Below are 18264 nucleotides of genomic sequence, written 5' to 3'. Positions count from 1 at the left end.
ATAATATTTTTATTCTAAAAATCGGAAAAAATTACTATAGTAGAAAATTTTTCAAATTTACTTTGATTTTTTACTATTTATAGTATAAATTATAAGTTTTCTACTAACTTTTTAGATTCTTGGGTGTCTATCTAAATTCAAAGGATTTCGGTTTCAATAAACTCAAGGAATATTTACATATTTTTGTTTTTCTTTGGTGTAGCGCTCAAAAAAAGCAAGTTTTAACTTTTTGTTTTCAATTTTTAAATAATAATTTGTCAAAAATTGAAAACGAATAAAGAGAATCAAACCAAAAAAAACCATCAAAATTGCGATTATAAAATAATATAAATAAGATTCTTGACGTAAAAATTCCATTGAAGATCGCACAATCCCATAATAAATAATGTATAAAGCGCCCGTTGAACCTGGTTTTAATCAAGAAAAAAGGTTAAAAATTCAAACAAGAACTAGATATCCAAAAAGCGAAGCTAGAGATTCGTAGAAAAATAAGGGTACCCGGAGTTGTCCATCAGGAGCGATCTCATCACTAATAAACATATTTTTATAGATAAAACTGCCTAATCAATTAACAGTTTTACCTTCTGGATCAAGATGACCATAAACTTCATGATTAGTAAAATTTCCTCATCTTCCGATAAATTGCCCAACTAAAACTGCTGGTAAAATAATGGAAAAACACTTACGTCAGTCAAGAATGCTTCTTTTACGATAAATATAGATTAAATTTGCAAATGTTGGAAAAAAAACACCCCATTGAATTGAAAGGCCACCACTTCTGATATTATACCAATTTTTTAAGGAATTAAAATCCCCATAAAATAATCTCTCGAGAATAAATCCAAAACGAGCCCCGATGATTGAAACTGGAACTGTAATAAAAATTAAAATGGCTAAATAATCAAATTTATAACCTTCCCGTCTTCAGAAAAAATAAATTGTAATAATTGAAGCGACCATACCTAAAACCATAGTAAGAGCATAAATTGGAACCCAATCTTGAATTAACCAAAAAGCCTCACCTTGTTTAAAAGGGCGTTCTGAAATTAAATCCGGTGGAATTTTTGTATTATCTGTCATTTTTTATTTTAGCACTAACTTTTTTATTGAATAATTATACCATTTTTTATTTTTTAATTAAGCATTTAGATAAATAATTATCAATTTTTTTTGGTTTTAATAAAATAATTGTAAAATTGGTAATTTAATATTATTAAATAAGGATACAAATAGTAAAAAAAGTAATGATGGATGTAAGTGAGTTTGGGCAAATATTACAAAAACAAATTTAACCGAAGAAATTTATAGTAAATTAGAGCCACTTTGTCGGGAAAATATTTGTGAGCAGATTTATTATGAAGTAGATGAAAATAATCTAAATTTAGAATAATATAAATACAATTTTGATCGATTGGAGAATCTAATTAATAAAAGGACTAATCAAATTTTAACGATATATTTTGAAATTTTTTATGAAACAAACTTCAAAATTTAGAGTTAAATCTTGCATTCAAATAAGTAAAATATAAATTACTAAAAAATAAAAAAGCACGTAATTTATAGTGCTTTTTTAAAAGTAAATAATTTTTAATTTAGAATTTCCTATTTTTTTACTTAAAAAAATTAGGAAAATTTTTTTAGATTTTCTTCTAATTTAACAAAATCAATTTGATCATGGACATCTGAATTAGACTCAACGGCTAAAACTCTACCACCAGAATCAACAATAATATACCCGCGATTTAATAAAAATACATCCTCGATTAAAAACCCAGTTGCAAGACCAAAACTGCGGAGACGATAATCTGAATAAATTTCTAAATTATCCGCTAAATTAGCATCTTTTCATTGGGCAATCGCAGAAGGAAGGTCCAAGGAAACTGAAATAAACCGAAATTGTGGATATTTTACTGATAAGTCACGAATTGAAACGGTTTGAAAATCACAAATTTTGGTATTAATTGATGGGAAAACCGAAATTAATGTTGTTTTGCCAAAGGAATTAAATTCAACTACATCAAAATTTGTATCACTTACAGAAAATTCTAGTTTTTGCCCTGGCTGAATTAATGAAGATACTAAATTATATGATTTATTTTTAAATTTTGTCTGCATTATTTACCTTACCTAAAATTTTTTTGCTTTTTAATTAAATATTTATTTGATTTAAAAAGTAAAAAAATTAAAATTAGGAAATAATTTTACTTTTTAAATCAAAAAAAAAATCGAGAAATAAAATCCTCAAAGATAAAAAACTGGCGGGGGTTAAAGGATTCGAACCTTCACTGATGGGTTTGGAGTCCATGGTACTGCCATTATACTAAACCCCCAAGTTATCTTAATTATACTATAAAATTAAGGATTTTTGTAAATTAGCGAGATTTTTAGTTTTTCTAATAAATTATATTTTTTTAAAATTTTAAAAAAATATTAAAAATCTTGAACTAAATAAAAAACTCAAGATTTTGCAAGTTTTCCAAGTTTAATTGACAAAAAAACTTGCAAAAAATAAAAAATATGCTATAATTTATATTTATTATAGATTATTTCAAAACTTTTTCCTTATGACTTTAGATTTAAAACTCATTTTTGAAAAACAAAAAATTCTAGACAATCTTTTTGCTGAATATAGTTCTCATAATGATTTAGAATCCGGAATTGATTCAAAATGAGAGGACAAAGTCATAATCGCTGCAATTGTAGAAATTGCCGAATTTGCCAACGAAATTGAAAGTTTTAAATATTGAAAAGTTAATAAAAAATCAAATTATGAAAAAACTATTGAAGAATTTGTTGATGCAATTCACTTTTTAGTTTCAGCTTGTATTCATTTTAAAACAAAACAAATTTTTGAAACAAAATTTGTTCAAAATAAAGATATTAATAATCAATTTAAACGGGTTTTTATCTTAGCTTCTCAATTTTTACTAGAAAAAAATCAAAAAATTTTAATAGAATTATTTGAATTTTTCCTAGGTTTTATCGAAATACTAAACTGAAATATTGATCAAGTAACACAAGCATACCTTGAAAAATATGCAAAAAATCTTGAAAGAATAAAAAATCAATATTAAAATTGTATTTTTACGATAAAAATTAAACAAAATTAGAAGAATGAATCTCTTTTTCTTTAATTTTTTCAACTTTTCTAGCGAGTTTTGTAATTTTAAAATTATTGATTGTATTTTCTAATTTTCTAATTAAAGTATTTGAGATTTCATTTAAAGAATTTTGGATTTCTGTAGCTTCATCGATTATTTTTTGACTAGATTCCATTGCTTTTTCAGATTTTTTTCTTATTTTTTCGGCTGTTTTTGCCACTTTGTTATTTTTTCAATCCTCAAAATCTTTAATTATTTTTTCTTTTTCTTCAAGATTTTCAACGTGTTTAGTTAATTTTTTTTCTTTGATTATCATTGACTTTAGAATCATTAAAAGTGCTAGATAAAAATGGGGGCGGCAAATAAAAATCTTTGGGAATTTAGGCGCAATTTCAATCGTGATGTACTGATCTGGTTCAAGTTCTGTTACTAAAATTGCATAACGGGCTCGCTTTTTTATCCTATCATTTTCAAGCTTTTTGAAAAAATCCTTATTTTTCTGCTTCCCTGGTTTTTGTTTTGACTCAGATTTTGCCTCAAGAATTACAGTCTCGTTAATCCCATTTTCCTTGTCAAAAATGGTAAAAATAAAATCTGCTTTAGTTGCTTTTTTTTCACCTTCATCACGAAGATTTTCTGTATCTTTTTTTAGACTAAAACTAATCGTTTCATCATTTTCTTGGTCAAGTGGGAAAACACTTTTATAACGTTCTAAAATTCAGTTTTCTAAATTTTCACCAATTTCTTTTGAATTTATATTTTTTTCTTTATATTTATTTAATTCTTCTTCTAAATCTTGAATTTTTTCTTCTTGTTTATTAATTTGCTCCTTAAAATTTTCTCTTAAATCTGATTTTTCCTGTTTTATTTTTTCTTCCCATTTAATTTCTAGCTCTTTTTCAATTTTTTCCTTTATTTCTCGTGTTTTTTGACTTACAGCATTTTGAATTGAATTATTTTTTTCTTCTTCCAAGTCGTTAAATTTATTCTCTAAATAACTAATTTTACGGTCTTTTTCATTAATTTCGTCCTTATGTTCTAGTTTTAAATTTGAAATTTCTTCTAACTTGACATTTTGTAGGTTGGCATTTGCTTCTTTTAGTTGAGAAATTTCACTCCTCATCGCCTTTATCTCATCATCATTTGCAAGAATGTCACTTCGCATTTTATCTTTTTCATCAAGAAATTTGCCAATTTCATTTCTTAAATTGGTTATTTCGATATCTTTTTTACTAATTGTTTGAGTAAAAGTAGTATTTAAATTTGCTGTTTCTTTTTGGTTTTCACTTTTTAAGCTACTATTTTCATCACTAAGTTTGCGAATTGTTTCCTTCATTTGCTTTATTTCATCATCGTTTGTAAAAATATCATTTCGGATTTGTGATTTAAATGATTCTAATTTCTGCTTTATTTTTTCCTTAGTTTTTTGTTCAATATAATTTTGAATCTCACTTACTAGCGAAAATCAGTCACCAGGATTGCCTGCTTCTAAAAGTTTGTAGGTTAAGGTCCCGCTATCGACTAATTTAACCTTTATTTCTTTGTTTTTAATTGATTCCATTTGTTGTAATTTTACCAATTTTTTTTATTTTATTTTTAAAATATAAAAATAAAAATGGAATTTAATAAATTTTTTAAATTTTATGGTATAATTATTTAATTGAATTTTTGATTTAAAACAAAAAAAATATTATAAAATATGAAATCCAAGTAAGAATGAAATTTGGAAAGAAAGAGAAAAAATTTCACTTTGGCTATTGAGATGAAATCCAAAAATTAACAATCAAATCCAACTCTAATATTAAGGATTTTTATCCTTATAATGAAAAAACTTTTGATTTTCATGGATTTGATCGCCAAAAAACAGCGGCTGTTGTTGAAAATCTTATTTTTGAATTAAAAAATTCAAAAATAAGATGTATTAATTTAATTTCTGGTATTGGTTTTGGCCATCTTTATGAGCAAATTCTTGATAATTTGCGGTCTTATGAAGGTCAATTTAAGCTAGATTTACATAATCCAGGACTAATTCGCGTCTGTAAAAACTAATTTTTGCTACTTTCTTTAAAAAAATCTGCTAAAATATGTTCTAATCTTAAAGTTTTACCTTAAGTTTATGATTATGAAGTTAAAAAACTTTAAACTATCGTTTTTTGAAATGATAGTTATTATTGCTGATGTTTATTTATAAATTTATAAATTATTATAAAAAAATTAAAAAAAGATAATATTGTTAGGAAAATTATGTCCTTAATGGTGAATCCAACACGTTTTTTCGGCCTTGGTGGTATGCAGGAAATCGGTAAGTCAACTTTAGTTATCGAGGATGATTATGATATTGTAATTATTGATGCTGGAATCAAATTTGCCAACCTTTTTCATACCGGCATTAGAGGAATGGTGCCAAATTATCAGTATCTGCAAGAAAAACAAGCTAAAATACGTGGTCTTTTTGTAACTCATGGTCATGAAGATCATATTGGCGGAATAATTTTTTTAGTTCAAGAAGTGGATATTAAAAAGATTTTTGCCCCAAAAATCGCTATTCAATATTTAAAAGCAAAATTTGAGGACCAAAAAATTAGGCCAAAGATTGAATTTATCGAAATCAACAAGAACGATACTCATCGTTTTGAAAGTTTTACAGTCGATTTCTGAACCGCCCAGCATTCTATCCCGGATGCTTTTGGAATTAGAATAACCTCTAGACATGGTTCGATTATGTGCACAGGCGACTTTCGTTTTGATTATACCCCAATTGGAAATTATACCGATTTTGAAAGACTAAAAGAAATTGGGAACCAAAAATTAACAGTGCTTTTTTCTGATTCAACAAATGCAATGAGGCCAAACCATTCACCTTCTGAACGGGATATTCTGGGTGATATTGAAATGCATATGCGATCTGCTACAAGAAAAATTATCATCACCGCTTTTGCTTCAAATTTAACAAGAATTAAAGCACTAATTGAAATTGGGATAAAATTAGAAAAAAAAATCCTTGTTTTCGGGCGCTCGATGGTAAACGGAATTAATATTGGTCGTCGTTCAGGATATATAAATGTTGATGATAATGTTTTTCTTGGTAAAAATTTAGAAGGTGTTGAGGAAAATCAGATGTTAATTTTAACAACAGGATCCCAGGGCGAACAACTTGCAGCTTTGGATCGAATGTCAAACAGAAAACATCCAAAAATCAGCATCGAACCTCGGGATCTAATTATTTTTTCCTCTTCGCCAATTCCTGGAAATAAAATTAAAATTGAACATTTGATCAATAGATTATATAAATTAAGCGCAATTATTAAGGAAAATGGACCTGATGGTTATCTTCATACCTCCGGTCATGCTTATAAAGCCGAACATGAAAAAATTTTTCAACTAACAAAACCAAAGTACTTTTTCCCTTATCATGGTGAATATCGAATGTGCCTTGCCCACTCGCGGACCGCAATTGAATCCGGAGTTGATCCAAAAAATGTAATTATCCCTGAAAACGGTCAAGTTTTTAAAATGTACAATCAAGAAATTTATAAAACAAATGAAAAAATTCCTTGTGATCCGGTTTATATTGACGGTGAGACTATCTCTCGGGATAACTCCCGGATTATTAATGAGCGACAAGAAATGCGGGAAAATGGTTTTGTTTTTGTCTTAGTTCCATTTGATAGACAAAAAAATTCAATAAATGGGCGAATTTCGGTTATTACAAAAGGAGCTTTTTCAACTAAAAATGGAACACAAATTATTGCTGAAATTCGCCGACTTTGTTTTGCATCAATTAAGTTTTTTATTGAAAAACAGCCAAAATGATCACCACCGCAAATTAAACAATTAATAAAAAATCGGCTAAATTCGTATTTCCATAGAACAAAACGTTGAAAACCAGTAATTTTAACACAAATTCTTTATGTTGATCAAAAAGAAGATTTTCTAAAAAATTACCAGGAAAAAACCACGGAAAAATTTGTGGTTAAGAAAATTAAAACTAATCTTACCAAAGAAAGTGAAAAAAATAAAGAAATTCCAACTAAAAAAGGCAAAAAAATGGAAAACCATCCAAAAACTGAACAAAATTATAATAAAATAGCTAAAAAATCAGATTTAAATAAAAAAGTACAAAATTTACAAATTAGGCAAAAAAATGTGAATGTCAAATCTTCTAAGGCAGAAAAAGATCAAGAAAATAAAATAAATGAATCAATTAAAAAAGTGACTAGAAAAATAAATTCCACTTTAAGAAAAACAAAAAATGATAATCAAAGTGATATTCTAATAGAAAAATCACCAAATTCTAATCAGAAAAACCCAAATAAATTTAAAAATAAAAATCCTCAAGAAACCGAAAACTTAGTATTCTTTAAAAAAGAAAATTTAAAAAAAAGCTATGAAAATGATGCTAAAAAAAAGATAAAAAAAAGTCTTATAAACTCAAAAAATTTACCTTATAATAATAAAGAAAATGTTAAAAATTCAAGAGATCCACAAGCCTTATTAGCCAGAAAAAAACTTTATCCTTTAAAAAATAAGAAGCAAAATACCCTTTTTCAAACGAAAAAACAAGAACTGAATATACCAAAAAGCCCAAAAAAATTTAAAAAATCTAATTTTATTACTGCTATAAATACTAAAATTAATAAAGAAAATAATAAAAAGACCTCACAAAAAAGTAATAAAATACCGAAAAATGCTTAAAAATAAAGACACTCACAATTTTATCTACATTAAAGGCGCACGCGAAAACAATTTAAAAAATATTAATCTTGTTCTTCCAAAAAATAAACTAATAGTTTTTACGGGACTTTCAGGTTCTGGTAAATCTTCGCTCGCTTTTAACACTATTTATGAGGAGGGAAAGCGCCGCTATATTGATTCTTTAAGTTCGTATGCTCGGCAATTTTTAGGTGGGACAAAAAAGCCAAAAGTTGATGCAATTTATGGGCTTTTACCCACAATTTCAGTCGAACAGAAAACAAGTCATAACAATCCGCGTTCAACAGTTGGTACAATTACGGAAATTTATGACTATTTTCGGCTTTTATATGCAAAAATTGGGAAAGCATTCTGCCCAAACCACAAAGTTGAAATTATAGCTCAAAAAATTGTCACAATTTTGGATACAATTTTAGCATATCCTGAAAAAACAAAACTTATAATTATGGCGCCAATTATCGAAGGTGAAAAAGGGAGTCACCAAAATTTAATTAAAAATCTTAAAAATCAAGGGTTTTTGCGCATAAAAATTAATAAATCTTTTTATTATTTAGCTGACGATATTAAACTCGACCCAAAACAGAAGCACACAATTTGGGTAGTGATTGATCGATTTTTGCTTGAAAAAGAGGACAAAAATCGACTTCAGTCAGCATTAGAACTTGCCTTTGATCTTGGAAAAGGAATTGCCCTTTGTGAATTTAATGAATCTGAAACTATCAGATTTTCAAAATTACAAGCCTGTCCTTTTGGTGATTTTGAGATGCCAAATCTTGAAAATCGGCTTTTTTCTTTTAATTCACCTTATGGAATGTGCCAGGTTTGTAAAGGTTTGGGTACAAATTTGGAGGCTGATTTTGACCTTATTGTTCCGGATAAAAATTTAACTATAAATCAGGGAGCGATTAAATATTTTGGAAAATCAATAAATACAAAATCACTTGAATGACAAGAATTTAAAATTTTACTTGATTATTTTGAAATCTCGGCTGATCTAGAAATAGTAAAAATGAAGAAAAATGAGCTTGAAATAATCAAATATGGATCAAAAGAATCTCTAAATTACTGACTAATTTCTGAAAGCGGGAAAAGATATGACTATTTTCGACCAATTGAAGGAATTCTTAATAAAATTCAGAGAAAATTTTGGGAGACATCAAGCGAAGATTTACGACTTTGATTTAAGAAAATGATGTCAGAATTTCCTTGTAGTAGTTGCAAAGGAGCCCGGCTTAACAAGTATGCGCTTGCCGTTTTCATTGAAAAGTATAATATCTTTCAATTATCCCAACTTTCAATTAAAGATTTAATAACTTTTTTTAGAAATTTAAAATTAACTGAATTTGACGGAAAAATTTCTACTTTAATTCTCGATGAAATTAAATCACGACTGTCATTTTTAGCAAATGTTGGTCTTGAATATTTAACTTTAAATAGATCAACGGCAACCTTATCAGGAGGCGAATCCCAACGAATTAGGCTTGCAAGCCAGGTTGGATCTCAACTAACCGGAATTCTTTATGTTCTTGATGAACCTTCAATTGGCCTACATCAAAAAGATAATGACAAATTAATTGCGACACTGAAAAAAATGGTTGAAATTGGTAATAGTTTAATTGTAGTCGAGCATGATTTTGAGACAATTTTAGCTGCTGATTATATTGTTGATATCGGGCCAAAAGCTGGTGAAAACGGTGGTTTTTTGGTTGCTGCAGGATCAATTAAGGATATTGAAAATGAACCAAAATCACTTACCGGCCAATTTTTAACTGGAAAATTGGAAATTCCAGTACCAAAAAAACGACGGGCTGGCAATGGCAAATTTATAATTATTGAAAAAGCTGCTGAAAATAATTTAAAAAAAATTAATGTCAACATTCCTCTAGGCAAATTTGTTGTTGTCACTGGTGTTTCTGGATCTGGAAAGTCGACATTAGTTAATCAAATTATCGTAAATGCGATTGCCAAAAATCTTGGAACAACTAATATTCGCATTGGAAAATGTGAGGAAATTAAAGGGCTTTTTAATATTGATAAGTTGATTGCAATCAATCAAAGTCCAATCGGACGAACCCCTAGATCAAATCCCGCAACTTATACCTCTGTTTTTGATGATATCCGTGAGGTTTTTGCCAATACTGAGCAGGCAAGAGCGCTTGGTTTTTCAAAGTCAAAATTTTCCTTTAATCTGCAAACTGGGCGGTGTGATAAATGCCAAGGAGACGGGCAAATTAAAATTGAAATGTATTTTATGCCTGATATTTATGTTTTATGTGATCACTGCCAAGGAAAAAGATACAAGCCGGATGTCCTACAAATTCGTTTTTATGGAAAAACAATCGCGGATATTCTTGATTTAACAGTTTCAGAAGCACTTGAATTTTTCCATAATTGGCCTAAAATAATCGCAAAATTACAAACCCTAGCTGATGTTGGTCTTGGTTATATAAAACTTGGCCAATCAGCAATAACTTTATCAGGAGGAGAAGCTCAACGAATTAAATTAGCCACTTTTTTACAAAAAAAACCTAAAGGAAAATCACTTTTTGTACTTGACGAGCCAACAACTGGACTCCATAATTATGATGTTGCTAATTTAATTAAAGTGCTAAATCGAATAGTCGATAACGGTGATAGCATAATTGTAATCGAGCATAATTTAGAGGTAATTAAAGTTGCTGACTATATTATTGATTTAGGCCCAAACGGCGGGGATAACGGGGGCCAAATAGTTGCAAAAGGAACACCAGAAGCTGTAGCAAAAGTTAGTGAATCATATACTGGCGCTTATTTAAAAACAATTTTAAATATAAAATAATTGTTTTTAAATAAAAACCACCAAATAAATTTGGTGGTGCAGTTTTTTGCTTTAACTACAACTGCAAAGTCAAAGATGTTCATCTGAGCGGTTTGAACTAAACCAAAGCTTAATATACATTTTGTAGCTCGAAAATAATTATAACATATTTTTTAAAATTAATCAAAAAATTTTTTGTTACCAAAAAATACTTTAAAACAAAGAATAATTTAAATTTAAATAATTATTTAGGCTTATTTCTAACTTTTATGAAATTTTTTTAAAAATTAACAAAAATTAGAAATTTTTATATTAAATTTTACATCAATTTCAGGAATTTATCTAATTACTCTTCGACAAAAATACTATAAATTTATAGTATTTTTGTGGATCTACGCGCTTAATGTTCATGTAAAATTAAAATAATTAAGGCTAAAATAATTCCTAAAGCAAACAAAAAAAGAGAAAAATGTCACTGAAAAGAAGGGTTATTTCTTAAATGGATAAATTCTGGAACTAACTCAATTATGACAACAAAACTTAAAATTGCCCCGCCAGAAACATTAAAAAATGGTATTAGTCAGCCTGTTTTAATAAAAAAACGGTTCAAAAAGGCGCCAACTGTAATAATCGGCACTAAAATCAGGGTTGTTATTAAGTTATAAATTACTGATTTTTTAATACTTTGGCCATACTGAACTTGACGGTAGTGAATTATTAAAACTTCAATTAACATATGAGCTATAAAAGTTCCAATTAAATATCAATTTATTGGGTCCCCAGCAGTTACTCTTGCGATTACTGAACCTAAAATAAAGCCATCAATTGTTCGGTGTGAAAGTAAAAGAAGTATCGCAAGTCAAGCACTTTTTGGACTATCAACATCAGAAAAATTTACAATATGATCACTATGGTCATGCTTTTTATGATCTGAATGTAGTTCAGTTTTAAAAATTCTAATAAAAAATCAACGAGCAATAAAAACACTAACTAGTCCAAAAAGTGCTCCCCCGCCAATTATTAAAATTTTATATAAATTTTCTAAATTTTCAAATTTATGACTGAATGCTTCAGCCCCATGAAAACCTTCTTGAATAAGTCCAACAGTTGCAACCATCAACAAAAGTCCACTACTTAAAGAATAAAGATAAATATTTGATGTTTGTTTAATCCGCGGTTTGACAAAAGCAACTAATAAAACTAGTAAAATCGGAACAGCAAGAATTATTAGAAGAAAAACTAATAAATTTACAAAAAGAGATAAATAAAAACTTGAAGGATTAAGGTAAAAAATGTTACTACCTTCTCTCTACACAAAAATAATTAAGAAAAATTATAACATATTTTTAAGTTAGTAGAAAAAATTCAGACAATTAGTTTATATACTAACTTAATTTTCGATTTTTTCTTTATCTTTATCTTTTTCTTGTTCTTGCTTTTGTTGTTGTTCTAGTTCTTGTTTTCGTTTTTTAAGCTCCTCAAGAACAATTGCGGGGTCAATTCCGTATCTTCTAAGAACATTCTCCATTATTTCTTGATAAATTCCACGATCAATTTCAGAAAGATCGTTAATTGTATATTTCTTTTTTGGTCTGCATGGAGATTTGTTTTTCCCACGAGCACTTATTAGACTTTTCATACCATTATTATAAAACTTTTTTCCAATTTCTTATTAAATTATTACCATATATATGCAAAATTCATTCTTTATGCGCATTTTTACTTTTAGATTTGTTTTTGTAAATTTCTCTAAATTCTTCTGGAAAATGCAAAATTGCAATTTTTAACCATTTAGTTTCAGCAATTTTGATATATTTAAATTTGTATTGTTTCATTTTGAGACACCTTTTTTTTAATGTGTCTGAAATTAATATACTAACTTAAAATTAAAAAGACAAAATATGTTATAATTTTTATAAATAATTTTAATTGGGTGCGAAAAATGAAATTAGCAAAATTTAAAAAAATAATTTTATTATTGGTGTTTTGACCATCAATTTTTTTAATATATCACTCTTTTCTTATAAATTTTAATACTAAAAAATATTGATATGCTTCAAATTTTAGTAATAAAATCGATATAAGAGAACCTTTTGCCAAAAAGTTCAGTAACTCGGCAAAAATTGATGATTTTGATAATCAATTCGAATTAAAACTATTGTTAAACCCTAATTTCTTGAGTACTGAGTCTAAAGAAATAAGTAACTTTAATCTTGAATTTATTAAAAAAATAGAAAAATCAAGATTAAAATTCAAAGAAGTTAAGAGCAGTAAAATATTACCAATTGTATGGTTTTATTTTGATACCGAGAATGATAGAGAGTTTTTTGTAAAGAATTCAATAGAAAACTCGTTCATTAGTCGTTACATCGTATATAAAAATGAAGGAGATAAAAAAATAAAGCCTTTAAGTTGGTATCGTTATAATGATCAATTTCTAGATAATTACTACCATTATTTACCTAAAACTCCAATTGACAAATTCAAAGAATCATTGTTAAAAAATATTAAGATTGTTAATTTTGAAGAACAGACTAAAAAGGATGAATTAACTTACAAATCACCACAAACAAAAGTTGGCGCAATTGAAGTTACTGATGAATTTAACTATAATTTTATGAGTTATTTTAATGCTAATAATTTTCATATTAACGACTTGGGATCTACTAATAAGTGAAATGAACAAAAGGAAGGTCAAAAAGAACCATATCATTCAACTTTAGTATCATTAATATTAGGCGGTAAACTGGGCATTGATACCAAGTCAACTCCCTATTTGTCTATATTTGGTATTAACAGTCAATGACAAAAAGCAATTGAATGGATGGTTAAAACCAATAATGTTAAAGTAATAAATCATAGTTATGGGGGTGGAAAAAAAGAGTTTTACGATTATGATGAAGACTCCTTTTTTCTTGATTTTTTAGCAAGAAAATATGGTGTTATTAACGTTTTTGCAGCGGGTAACGGTGCAAGAGAATATTCTGATGAGGAATATGAGGACCACCCTTGAATAGATGCGTGAAGTTTGTCTTTAAATTCTATAGTTGTTGGGGCACTTGATGATAATTCTGAACCTTGAAAAATTGCCAAAAACAAAATTGCTGACTATTCAAATTATAAAACTGGCCAACAATATTATGAACTGGCCAAACCTTTAGTCGTCGCTCCCGGGCGGATTTATAATCCTGTTACTAATCGTTCTAAGGATGATTTTGTTAGCGGAACTAGTTTTGCAGCCCCTGTTGTCACTGGCTTAATATCAACACTGCTAAGAGAAAAACCAAATTTAGATAATGATGATAATAGACTAATAGCATTAAAAGCAATTTTATCTGCTTCGGCAATTTCCCCAGATCATAGTGATTTAACTAAAAAGAAAAGCGGTTATTTTGAAAAATATGGCTCAGGCACTCCTGATTTTAAAAATATGTTAAAAGCTAGTGAAAATACCTACTTTATTAAAGACCAAAAAAAATCAGAAAATGAAATAATTTTTACTAGCAAACCATTCTGAGTAAATTCAAACGATAGAATTAAAGCTTCTTTATCTTGAATGTTTAATGCTGGTCTTCTAAAAAATAAAGTTGCTGCGCCTGACAAGAGCAACTACATAAGTTGATGGTGATTTTTAACACCCTTTGCTCCGATTGTTTTCCCAATTGCAGGCGCTGCAGCTATTTTAGATGCTAAAGCTAAGATAGACAAATATAAAAATGACTTTGACAAATGGTCAAAAACACATATTAATTCTGAACGTTTAAACTTAGAAGCTACTAAAAAAAATCAAAATGACACTTGGGTTTCAGATTATGATTTGTATTTGCAAAAACTTGATTCAAACAATAATTGAATTGATGTTTCTTGGTCAACAAGTATTAAAAGCAATGATGAATTAATTGATTTTAGAGCAAAAGAATCAGGCTACTATCGGCTTTATATCAAAAAATTTAAATCTGTAACTTTTGATAATTCTGTTGAAGATAAATTAGCACTTTCTTATTTGGTTAATAATGAAAAATAAACTAATTCTTAGTAAATTTTTGGGAATAACCCTTTTAATTCCGGCATTTTTTTTAACTTCCTGCAGAAATTTAATTCCTTTTATTGTTAAGCAAATTTTTAACAAAGATGAGGGAATTAACAATCCAGAAAATTATAATTCTTATTATTTTTTAAATTTACTAGCGAAGCATTATGAAGAATTTAATGCAAAAAATGGTACTTTTTCAGCCTTAAATCTGTTTTATAATCAACCCGAAAAACAACGGGACAAATTTTTATTCCTTGGTGAACAAAGTAGAATAACAATTGAAAATTTAGAGCAATTTCAAAAAAATATTGTTGATAGAACTGAAGAAATTATAAAAAATAATCCTAATTTTGCTAAAGTTAATAGTTCTGAACTCAAGTCAGAATTTGAAGACAAGTTTCTAAAAGGAGAACTTCTTGAAAAAGTCTTAGAAAAAAACAATATTATAATAGGCGAGCGTGGTAGATATTGAAAACCAACTCGTGTTACCCACTATTATTTTGAAGAAAATGGTTTTTCAAACATTATAGCCACAAGATTTACACCAGATTATATTATAGATGCAAAATTAATTGAACCCGCTGTAGTTTTTGATGATTCACCTTTTTTTAATGTTATAGTCTACCCTAAAAATAAAACAATCACCTTTAGGAACATTGAAGAAAAAATTTACACTGGCCATAATGATAAAAATATAGACTATAAAAGAAAGAAAATATTAATTGAAGGAGAAGCTAGAAAAATTTATAATAAACTCGCAAAAAAGTACAATTTATCAAAAAACAAGATTAGTACTTCTTACCCCTCTTTTATGTTTAATATTATCAATTTTAGCCAAGAAATTAATAATATTAAAACTTTAAAGCCAAAAATTCTTGATTTAATTACAAATAAAATTAATCCTTGATCTAACAGTTTTTTACCAAAAAAACATACAATTATTAAAAATATTGACGAATTTAAGACAACAATTATTGACCGAATTTTAAAATTAGATCCTAAATTAAAACTTGACCAAAATGATTTAATTTCTGATTTTGAAGAAAAATTTCTAAACAGCGAAAAACTTGATGAATTTCTAAAAAATAATAATATTTTTATTTACGAAACTTGGGAACGAATTGGTTATGAACCATTTTGAGGAGGGGTTCTCCAGCCTATATCCCCCCCTACTAATTTTTCAAAAAGGGTTGAATGAGAAAAATTGGTTCTTAGAAAAACAGAAAATAATAATAATAATAATAATATTTTTTTGACAACAATTTTTAAAACGGATTTAACACTAAATTTTAATACAAATCCTGAATCCAGTTTTGATAAAGTGGCCTTCCAAATCCTGGCTTTTCCTAAGGATAAAAATATCGTTTTTGATAAAAAAGTTAGCCGACTTGAACTAATTGAAGATTTAAAAAACAATTATTTAGATAAATATGAAGAAGATCCAAAAGAAAAAAACTACATATAAATTTAAATTAGTAAAAAAATCAGGCAAATAATTTTTATTTGCAGTTTGTGGTAAAAACTCATTTGCATTTTAAGCAACCTTTTTATAGACTTTTCTAGACTTCTAAAAGCAAAAAATCTAAAAAATATAAAGTTAAAATCTAAAATATAAACTTGTTTCTGCGGGGCAAAAAACAAGAAAAATACCGCATTTTTGCATCTAAATTAATATAGTAATTTAGATCTTTTTAAAAATTAACTATTCTAAAAAATTTTTTTAATGAACTTTAATTTTCTTAAAAAAATTAATCTAGTGTAATTTTTTGTTTGCCAATATGCATTAAAAATCATCTTCGACAGCGAGACAAATCTAGACCATTTTTATTTATAAATTTTTTATTTTTGGACAAAATCAACAAGTTTTCTTCAATCTCTGAATCAATTAGTGAGGGTTTTAGTTTTAAATCTGTAATAAAATTTGGATATTGTTCAGAAATTATTTTGTATGCTTCAATAAAAAGATCGCTAATATTTAGAATTTCCCACCTTATCAAACCAATAATAGCTAATTTTACGGCTAAAATTTGATCGTTCATTTTTGGCAATAGGATACCTGGGGTGTCAAGAAAAAGAAATTTATCATAGCTAATTCATTGATTATTTCTCGTTATTCCCGGTTGGTTTCCTACCTTTAGTTGTGATTTTGTGATTAAATTTATTAGCGTTGATTTTCCAGTGTTAGGCACTCCGACAACAAAACATTTTAGACTTGGCGAAAAAAATTTAGTTGAATTTTTTTCTTGTTTTATTTTAAATATTTTATTTAAATGTGATAGAATTTTTAATCTAGCTGAATAATCTCGTAAATTTACAAAGAGAATAAAAAATTTTTTATCCGTAAAAAATTTTTTTATTTTAGTGAATTTATTTTTATCAGCTAAATCAATTTTTGTTACTATTACTAGTGTCATTTTTTGTTTTGCAATCTGCAAAAAATTCTCATTTAGACTAGAAATAGGGCATCTCCCATCCACAATTAAAATAAAAAGATCTGCTATTCGCGCTTTATTTTCTATGTCATTTATGCTTCTTGCCATATGACCTGGAAATCAATTTATTTTCATATTAAATAATTATAAATTATAAATAAAAAATGGTATAATTATTTAGGCGTGGTCACGTAGCTCAGTAGGATAGAGCACGAGCCTTCTAAGCTTGTGGTCAGAGGTTCGAATCCTCTCGTGATCGCCATTTTTTTATTTTTTTAAAAGAAATATTTTAAAAAAATAAAAAAATTTGACTTTTTAAAAATTTAGTGTATAATTATATCTTGGAGAAGTAGCTCAGCTTGGCAGAGCGCTACGTTTGGGACGTAGTGGTCGCAGGTTCAAATCCTGTCTTCTTCACCATTTTTTGGGGGGGTAGCTCATCTGGCTAGAGCGCCTGTTTTGCACGCAGGAGGTAGAGGGTTCGACTCCCTTCCTCTCCACCAAAATGGCTCTATAGCTCAGTTGGTTAGAGCATCCGGTTCATACCCGGAAGGTCATGAGTTCGAATCTCCTTGGAGCCACCAAAAATCTTATTTTTTTAATTTTTTTAAAAAAATAAGCAAAAATTAAATTTAAACTGGATCTATAGCTCAGCGGTTAGAGCATCCGGCTCATAACCGGTTGGTCATTGGTTCGAATCCAGTTAGATCCACCAAAAAGGGCAATTACCCAAGTGGCTGAAGGGACTAGTCTTGAAAACTGGCAGGGGTGTGAAAGCCCGCGGGGGTTCGAATCCCTCATTGCCCGCCAAATTATCCTTTATTTTATAGTACTTTTTCAAAAATATCTTATAAATTTTATAGCGGAGTAGAGCAGAGGTAGCTCGTTGGGCTCATAACCCAAAGGTCATAGGTTCGATTCCTGTCTCCGCAACCAGAGGTCTAGTGGTAAAGTGGTTAATACGCCTCCCTGTCACGGAGGAGATCGCGGGTTCGATCCCCGTCTAGACCGCCATGGCTCTGTAGCTCAGTAGGTAGAGCAACGGTTTGAAGCACCGTGTGTCACTGGTTCGATTCCTGTCGGAGCCACCATATCTTATTTAAGACTGAAAAGATGCTTTATTTTACGCATCTTTTTTATTTTTTAGTTTGTAATAAATTAAAAAATAAGTTATTAAAATGACAAAAA

The 18264-nt window shown here is 28.2% G+C and carries 13 protein-coding genes and 10 tRNA genes; 15 read left to right on the top strand and 8 right to left on the bottom strand.

What is annotated here, in order from left to right:
• Positions 1-111: 111 nt before the first annotated feature.
• The 3 genes from MHJ_RS00540 to MHJ_RS00530 form a co-directional block, all read right to left on the bottom strand.
• Positions 112-1080, bottom strand: a complete 969-nt coding sequence (locus MHJ_RS00540) for a prolipoprotein diacylglyceryl transferase (protein ID WP_044284586.1) — start codon at positions 1078-1080, stop codon at positions 112-114.
• A gap of 543 nt (positions 1081-1623) precedes the next feature.
• Positions 1624-2115 carry a peroxiredoxin gene (locus MHJ_RS00535; RefSeq protein ID WP_011206120.1) on the bottom strand — a complete coding sequence of 164 codons (492 nt, stop codon included), beginning with the start codon at positions 2113-2115 and terminating at the stop codon, positions 1624-1626.
• 141 nt (positions 2116-2256) lie between these two features.
• Positions 2257-2330: transfer RNA gene (locus MHJ_RS00530), tRNA-Trp, on the bottom strand.
• Between the two features lie 156 nt (positions 2331-2486).
• Here MHJ_RS00530 and MHJ_RS00525 point away from each other — a divergent pair.
• Complete coding sequence (locus tag MHJ_RS00525; protein ID WP_011206121.1) at positions 2487-3074, top strand: dUTP diphosphatase; 588 nt, start codon at positions 2487-2489, stop codon at positions 3072-3074.
• Between the two features lie 22 nt (positions 3075-3096).
• Here MHJ_RS00525 and MHJ_RS00520 read toward each other — a convergent pair whose 3' ends face one another.
• Positions 3097-4662 (bottom strand): DUF2130 domain-containing protein, encoded by a 1566-nt coding sequence (locus MHJ_RS00520; RefSeq protein ID WP_237697227.1) that lies wholly within the window; start codon positions 4660-4662, stop codon positions 3097-3099.
• A gap of 155 nt (positions 4663-4817) precedes the next feature.
• Between MHJ_RS00520 and MHJ_RS00515 the strand changes: the two genes are divergently transcribed.
• From MHJ_RS00515 to uvrA, 3 genes are all read left to right on the top strand, one after another.
• The gene (locus MHJ_RS00515; RefSeq protein WP_014579589.1) at positions 4818-5150 is read left to right on the top strand and encodes a hypothetical protein; all 333 of its coding nucleotides are present in this window, start codon (positions 4818-4820) and stop codon (positions 5148-5150) included.
• 195 nt (positions 5151-5345) lie between these two features.
• Positions 5346-7796 (top strand): ribonuclease J, encoded by a 2451-nt coding sequence (locus MHJ_RS00510; protein WP_044284585.1) that lies wholly within the window; start codon positions 5346-5348, stop codon positions 7794-7796.
• Positions 7789-10632: an excinuclease ABC subunit UvrA gene (gene uvrA / locus MHJ_RS00505; RefSeq protein ID WP_044284584.1), complete on the top strand. Its 2844-nt coding sequence runs from the start codon at positions 7789-7791 to the stop codon at positions 10630-10632. The genes MHJ_RS00510 and uvrA overlap by 8 nt, the downstream gene beginning before the upstream one ends.
• Before the next feature lie 379 nt (positions 10633-11011).
• On the opposite strand, the gene MHJ_RS00500 is transcribed toward uvrA, so the two are convergent.
• The 3 genes from MHJ_RS00500 to MHJ_RS00490 all read right to left on the bottom strand — a co-directional run bounded on the left by MHJ_RS00500 (position 11012) and on the right by MHJ_RS00490 (position 12446).
• Positions 11012-11728 carry a hypothetical protein gene (locus tag MHJ_RS00500; protein ID WP_041361727.1) on the bottom strand — a complete coding sequence of 239 codons (717 nt, stop codon included), beginning with the start codon at positions 11726-11728 and terminating at the stop codon, positions 11012-11014.
• A 273-nt stretch (positions 11729-12001) separates the two neighbouring features.
• Positions 12002-12250: a hypothetical protein gene (locus MHJ_RS00495; RefSeq protein ID WP_014579585.1), complete on the bottom strand. Its 249-nt coding sequence runs from the start codon at positions 12248-12250 to the stop codon at positions 12002-12004.
• Positions 12251-12257: 7 nt separating this feature from the next.
• Positions 12258-12446: a hypothetical protein gene (locus MHJ_RS00490; protein WP_044277959.1), complete on the bottom strand. Its 189-nt coding sequence runs from the start codon at positions 12444-12446 to the stop codon at positions 12258-12260.
• Between the two features lie 107 nt (positions 12447-12553).
• Here MHJ_RS00490 and MHJ_RS00485 point away from each other — a divergent pair, with 107 nt between their 5' ends.
• Entirely contained in the window at positions 12554-14635 is a 2082-nt protein-coding gene (locus tag MHJ_RS00485) for a S8 family serine peptidase (protein WP_044284583.1), read from the top strand.
• Complete coding sequence (locus MHJ_RS00480; RefSeq protein ID WP_044284582.1) at positions 14625-16109, top strand: hypothetical protein; 1485 nt, start codon at positions 14625-14627, stop codon at positions 16107-16109. Before MHJ_RS00485 ends, MHJ_RS00480 begins: the two co-directional genes overlap by 11 nt.
• Positions 16110-16392: 283 nt before the next feature.
• Here the strand turns inward: MHJ_RS00480 and ylqF are convergent, their stop codons facing one another.
• Complete coding sequence (ylqF, locus tag MHJ_RS00475) at positions 16393-17211, bottom strand: ribosome biogenesis GTPase YlqF (protein ID WP_011283899.1); 819 nt, start codon at positions 17209-17211, stop codon at positions 16393-16395.
• A 50-nt stretch (positions 17212-17261) separates the two neighbouring features.
• Here ylqF and MHJ_RS00470 point away from each other — a divergent pair.
• The 9 genes from MHJ_RS00470 (at position 17262) to MHJ_RS00430 (ending at position 18167) form a co-directional block, all read left to right on the top strand.
• A tRNA-Arg gene (locus MHJ_RS00470) sits at positions 17262-17338 on the top strand.
• Positions 17339-17419: 81 nt separating this feature from the next.
• Positions 17420-17496, top strand: a tRNA-Pro gene (locus MHJ_RS00465).
• Positions 17497-17502: 6 nt separating this feature from the next.
• Positions 17503-17579, top strand: a tRNA-Ala gene (locus MHJ_RS00460).
• A 4-nt stretch (positions 17580-17583) separates the two neighbouring features.
• Positions 17584-17660 (top strand) — tRNA-Met (locus MHJ_RS00455).
• Positions 17661-17715: 55 nt separating this feature from the next.
• Positions 17716-17791: transfer RNA gene (locus MHJ_RS00450), tRNA-Ile, on the top strand.
• 4 nt (positions 17792-17795) lie between these two features.
• Positions 17796-17886 (top strand) — tRNA-Ser (locus MHJ_RS00445).
• A 51-nt stretch (positions 17887-17937) separates the two neighbouring features.
• A tRNA-Met gene (locus tag MHJ_RS00440) sits at positions 17938-18012 on the top strand.
• Between the two features lie 2 nt (positions 18013-18014).
• Positions 18015-18090: transfer RNA gene (locus MHJ_RS00435), tRNA-Asp, on the top strand.
• 1 nt (position 18091) lies between these two features.
• Positions 18092-18167: transfer RNA gene (locus MHJ_RS00430), tRNA-Phe, on the top strand.
• Positions 18168-18264 lie beyond the last annotated feature (97 nt).

This window comes from Mesomycoplasma hyopneumoniae J, from assembly GCF_000008205.1.
Lineage (GTDB): Bacteria > Bacillota_I > Bacilli_A > Mycoplasmatales > Metamycoplasmataceae > Mesomycoplasma > Mesomycoplasma hyopneumoniae.
The sequence above is the reverse complement of the archived record's forward strand: the minus strand, read 5'-3'. Positions and strand labels throughout refer to the sequence as shown.